Raw genomic sequence first — 5,140 nt, 5'->3', positions numbered from 1 at the left:
AGGTGCGCACGGGCCCGCCGTCCACGGAGGCCGTGCGGATCCGGTACGAGCCCGGGGTGTGCCGGTGGGCTCCGGCGAAGACCTCCACGGGGCCGGTGACATCGAGGCTCTGGACGCCGTCGAAGACGGTGACGAGAACGGTTCGCTGCGTCATGACCTCGATTCTGGGCGGCCCCGCGCAGGGCAGCAACGACGGATTTCCCACCTTTCCTGCCATGGGTTTCCCGCGTCGATGCGAGGTACCCGGTGGCCAGAGCCCACGACGAAAGGAGTTCGTTCCGTGTTCCGTGCCATCGCTGACGTCCTGCGGCAGATCGGCGGCGCCATCGCCACTGTCGTCACCCTCCCGTTCCGGGCGCTCGCCCGCCTGTTCGGCGGAGCGTCGTCCTCCGCGCGCGGCAGCCGGGCCTGACGCCGGGCCCGGTGGCCCGCCGGGCGCCGCCCTGATCCCCGGTTGTCGGTGTCACCTGCCACAATTGCCGCGCAACCTCAGTGAGAAGGCGGTACGGGATCGTGACGACACCCGGGTCCCTCGGAGCAGGGTCCATCGAAAGCAGGATCGCCGTAGAGCTCGGCGTACGGGAGCGGCAGGTGAAGGCCGCGGTGGAGCTGCTCGACGGCGGCTCCACCGTGCCCTTCATCGCTCGCTACCGCAAGGAAGCGACCGAGATGCTCGACGACGCGCAGCTGCGCACCATCGAGGAGCGGCTGCGCTATCTGCGGGAGCTGGAGGAGCGCCGGACCGCGATCCTGGAGTCGGTGCGGGAGCAGGGCAAGCTCACCGAGGAACTGGAGGCGCGGATCCGCGGCGCCGAGACGAAGGCGCGCCTGGAGGACGTCTACCTCCCCTACAAGCCCAAGCGCCGCACCAAGGCGCAGATCGCGCGCGAGGCCGGCCTGGAGCCGCTCGCGGACGGGCTGCTGGGCGACCCGACGGTCGAACCGCTGGCGGCCGCCGCCGCGTTCGTGGACGCGGACAAGGGCGTCGCCGACCCGCAGGCCGCGCTGGAGGGCGCGCGGGCGATCCTCACCGAGCGGTTCTCCGAGGACGCCGACCTGATCGGCGAGCTGCGCGAGCGCATGTGGGTGCGCGGGCGGCTCGCCGCGAAGGTGCGCGAGGGCAAGGAGGAGGCGGGCGCCAAGTTCGCCGACTACTTCGACTTCACGGAGCCGTTCACCGAGCTGCCCTCGCACCGGATCCTGGCGATGCTGCGCGGTGAGAAGGAGGAGGTGCTCGACCTCGTCCTGGAGCCCGAGGAGCCGACGGACGGCCCGTCGTCGTACGAGGGGATCGTCGCCGCGAAGTTCGGGATCGCCGACCGCGGGCGTCCCGCCGACAAATGGCTGAAGGACACGGTCCGCTGGGCCTGGCGCACCCGCATCCTGGTCCACCTCGGCATCGACCTGCGCCTCAGGCTGCGCACGGCCGCCGAGGACGAGGCGGTGAACGTGTTCGCGGCGAACCTGCGCGACCTGCTGCTGGCGGCCCCGGCCGGCACGCGCGCGACGCTGGGCCTGGACCCCGGTTTCCGCACGGGCGTGAAGGTGGCCGTGGTCGACGCGACCGGCAAGGTCGTGGCGACGGACGTCGTCCACCCGCACGTCCCGGCGAACAGGTGGGACGAGGCGCTCGCCAAGCTGGCCCGGCTCGCCGAGGAGCACGCGGTCGAGCTGATCGCGATCGGCAACGGCACCGCGTCCCGCGAGACCGACAAGCTCGCCGGCGAACTCATCGCGAAGCACCCGGAGCTGAAGCTCACCAAGGTGATGGTGTCCGAGGCGGGCGCGTCGGTGTACTCGGCGTCGCAGTACGCCTCGCAGGAACTGCCGGACATGGACGTGTCGCTGCGCGGCGCCGTCTCCATCGCCCGCCGGCTCCAGGACCCGCTGGCCGAGCTGGTGAAGATCGACCCGAAGTCGATCGGTGTCGGCCAGTACCAGCACGACCTGTCCGAGGTGAAGCTGTCCCGCTCGCTGGACGCGGTCGTCGAGGACTGTGTGAACGGCGTCGGTGTGGACGTCAACACGGCGTCCGTGCCGCTCCTCGCGCGGGTGTCGGGCATCTCCGCCGGGCTCGCCGAGAACATCGTCGCGCACCGGGACCAGAACGGCCCGTTCAAGTCCCGCTCCGAGCTGAAGAAGGTGGCGCGGCTCGGCCCGAAGGCGTTCGAGCAGTGCGCGGGGTTCCTGCGCATCCGCGGCGGCGACGACCCGCTGGACGCCTCCAGCGTGCACCCCGAGGCCTACCCGGTGGTCCGCCGCATGGTGAAGACCACGGGCCAGGAGGTGGCGTCCCTCATCGGCAACACCAGCGTGCTGCGCTCGCTGCGGCCGGCCGACTTCGTGGACGACACCTTCGGTCTGCCGACCGTCACCGACATCCTCAAGGAGCTGGAGAAGCCGGGCCGCGACCCGCGTCCCGCCTTCAGGACGGCCACCTTCAAGGAGGGCGTGGAGAAGATCTCCGACCTGTCCGCCGGGATGGTCCTGGAGGGCGTGGTCACCAACGTGGCCGCCTTCGGCGCGTTCGTGGACATCGGCGTCCACCAGGACGGCCTGGTGCATGTGTCGGCGATGTCCAAGTCGTTCGTCAAGGACCCGCGCGATGTGGTGAAGCCCGGTGACATCGTCAAGGTGAAGGTGCTGGACGTCGACATCCCGCGCAAGCGGATCGCCCTGACGCTCCGGCTGGACGACGAGGCCGCCCCGCAAGGCCAGGGCGGCGGCCGGCAGCAGCGCGGCGGCGGCGCCCGTCCGCCCCAGCAGCGGCAGGGCGGCGGCCAGCGGCAGGGCCGGGGCGGCGGTGACCGCGGCGGCCGGCAGGCCCCGGCGCCGGCCAACAGCGCGATGGCGGACGCGCTGCGCCGCGCGGGCCTGCTGGACCCGAAGAAGCGCTGACGAGCGGGGCCGGGCCGGACACGGTGAGCCGTGTCCGGCCCGGCCCCGAAAACCCGTGGACACCGGCCGCGTGATCGTCACACTCGGGGCATGACCGCATCAGATCCCAAGGCCGACCTGCGGCTGTACCTCCAGGACGCCCGTGACGTCCTGCTCTGGAAGCTCGACGGCCTCCCGGAGTACGACATCCGGCGTCCCCTGACGCCCACCGGCACCAATCTGCTGGGCCTCGTCAAGCACCTGGCGGGCGCCGAGGCACTGTACTTCGGCGCGACCTTCGGCCGGCCCTTCCCGGGCACGCCGCTGTGGATCACGGGCGACGCCGAGCCGGACGCGGACCTGTGGGCACGGGCCGACGAGACGCGTGAGGACATCGTCGGGCTGTATCGGCGGGCGTGCGCCCACGCGGACGAGACCATCGCGGCGCTCCCCCTGGACGCGGTCGGCCGGGTGCCGGGCGCGCCGGGCGACATGACCCTGCACCGGATTCTGACCCACATGATCGCCGAGACCCAGCGGCACGCCGGGCACGCGGACATCGTGCGCGAGCTGATCGACGGGGCCGTGGGGCAGCGGCCGGGCGGCCTCAACGTGGCACCCCACGACCCGGAACACATCGCCCGGGTCGAGCGGGCGGCGAAGGAAGCCGCGGCACGCGGAGACCGGCGTACGTAGGCGGGGGCTGACGTGCCGTCACCCTGCGTGCCGGCCGACGGAGGTCAACGCTCCGTCACCTTGCCGTCGGCCACCTCCAGGCGCCGGGTCACCCGGACCGCGTCCAGCATGCGGCGGTCGTGGGTGACCAGGAGCAGGGTGCCCTCGTAGGCGTCGAGGGCCGACTCCAGCTGTTCGATGGCCGGCAGGTCCAGGTGGTTCGTCGGCTCGTCCAGGACGAGGAGGTTGACGCCCCGGCCCTGGAGCAGGGCGAGCGCGGCGCGGGTGCGCTCGCCCGGGGAGAGGGTCGCGGCCGGGCGCAGCACATGGCCGGACTTCAGGCCGAACTTGGCGAGCAGGGTGCGGACCTCGACCGGTTCGGTGTCGGGGACGGCCGCGCAGAAGGCGTCCAGCAGGGCCTCGGGGCCGTGGAACAGCTTGCGGGCCTGGTCGACCTCGCCGACCAGGACGCCGGAGCCGAGGGCGGCGTGGCCGGAGTCGAGCGGGACCCGGCCCAGCAGGGCGCCGAGCAGGGTGGACTTCCCGGCGCCGTTGGCGCCCGTCACCGCGATCCGGTCCGCCCAGTCGACCTGGAGCGACACCGGCCCGAAGGTGAAGTCGCCGCGCCGCACCTCGGCGTCCCGCAGCGTCGCCACGACCGCGCCCGAGCGCGGGGCGGACGCGATCTCCATGCGCAGTTCCCACTCCTTGCGGGGCTCCTCGACCACCTCCAGGCGCTCGATCATGCGCTGGGTCTGGCGGGCCTTGGCGGCCTGCTTCTCGCTGGCCTCGCTGCGGAACTTGCGGCCGATCTTGTCGTTGTCGGCGCCGGCCTTCCGGCGGGCGTTCTTGACGCCCTTGTCCATCCAGGTCCGCTGCATCTGGGCGCGTTCCTGGAGGGCGGCCCTCTTGTCGGCGTACTCCTCGTAGTCGTCCCGGGCGTGCCGGCGGGCCACCTCCCGCTCCTCCAGGTAGGCCGCGTAGCCGCCGCCGTAGAGGTTGATCTGCCGCTGGGCGAGGTCCAGTTCGAGCACCTTGGTGACGGTGCGGGTGAGGAACTCGCGGTCGTGGCTGACGACGACGGTGCCCGCGCGCAGGCCGGTGACGAAGCGCTCCAGGCGCTCCAGGCCGTCCAGGTCCAGGTCGTTGGTCGGCTCGTCCAGGAGGAAGACGTCGTAGCGGGACAGCAGCAGGGAGGCGAGGCCGGCCCGGGCCGCCTGGCCGCCGGACAGGGCGGTCATCGGCTGGTCCAGGTCGACGGCCAGGCCGAGGGAGTCGGCGACCTCCTCCGCGCGCTCGTCCAGGTCGGCGCCGCCCAGGCCGAGCCACCGCTCCAGGGCGGCGGCGTAGGCGTCGTCGGCGCCGGGCGCGCCGTCGACCAGCGCCTGGGTGGCCTCGTCCATCGTCCGCTGGGCCTCGGCGACCCCGGTGCGGCGGGCCAGGAACTCCCGGACGGTCTCCCCCGGCCGGCGCTCCGGCTCCTGCGGCAGATGGCCGACGGTCGCGGACGGCGGCGACAGCCGGAGTTCGCCCTCCTCGGGCGCGGCGAGTCCGGCGAGCATCCGCAGCAGGGTCGACTTGCCCGCGC

General features: G+C 72.9%; 4 protein-coding genes and 1 pseudogene. 3 read left to right on the top strand and 2 right to left on the bottom strand.

Annotated features, from left to right (window positions below; all coding sequences use genetic code 11):
- Positions 1-154 (bottom strand): annotated as a pseudogene (locus tag CCN44_RS46615) (GlxA family transcriptional regulator); the annotation flags it as partial.
- Between the two features lie 126 nt (positions 155-280).
- On the opposite strand from CCN44_RS46615, the gene CCN44_RS47505 reads away from it, so the two are divergent.
- From CCN44_RS47505 to CCN44_RS30020, 3 genes are all read left to right on the top strand, one after another.
- Positions 281-412 carry an LPFR motif small protein gene (locus CCN44_RS47505; RefSeq protein ID WP_014676189.1) on the top strand — a complete coding sequence of 44 codons (132 nt, stop codon included), beginning with the start codon at positions 281-283 and terminating at the stop codon, positions 410-412.
- 101 nt (positions 413-513) lie between these two features.
- A complete protein-coding gene (locus CCN44_RS30025; RefSeq protein ID WP_086701084.1) occupies positions 514-2,898 on the top strand; it encodes a Tex family protein in 2,385 nt (794 codons plus the stop codon).
- 90 nt (positions 2,899-2,988) lie between these two features.
- Positions 2,989-3,573 (top strand): DinB family protein, encoded by a 585-nt coding sequence (locus CCN44_RS30020; protein ID WP_059254573.1) that lies wholly within the window; start codon positions 2,989-2,991, stop codon positions 3,571-3,573.
- Positions 3,574-3,617: 44 nt separating this feature from the next.
- On the opposite strand, the gene CCN44_RS30015 is transcribed toward CCN44_RS30020, so the two are convergent.
- On the bottom strand, positions 3,618-5,140 hold a 1,523-nt coding region (locus CCN44_RS30015), incomplete at its 5' end, for an ABC-F family ATP-binding cassette domain-containing protein (protein ID WP_086701081.1).

The sequence above is a fragment of the Streptomyces tricolor genome, assembly GCF_002155905.1.
Lineage (GTDB): Bacteria > Actinomycetota > Actinomycetes > Streptomycetales > Streptomycetaceae > Streptomyces > Streptomyces tricolor.
Note: the sequence above shows the minus strand (reverse complement) of the source record. Positions and strands in the feature narration are given on the sequence as shown.

Excerpts from the sequence above, each read along its gene's own strand:
- CCN44_RS30020 (WP_059254573.1), top strand. The coding sequence starts at position 2,989 with ATGACCGCATCAGATCCCAAGGCCGACCTGCGGCTGTACCTCCAGGAC.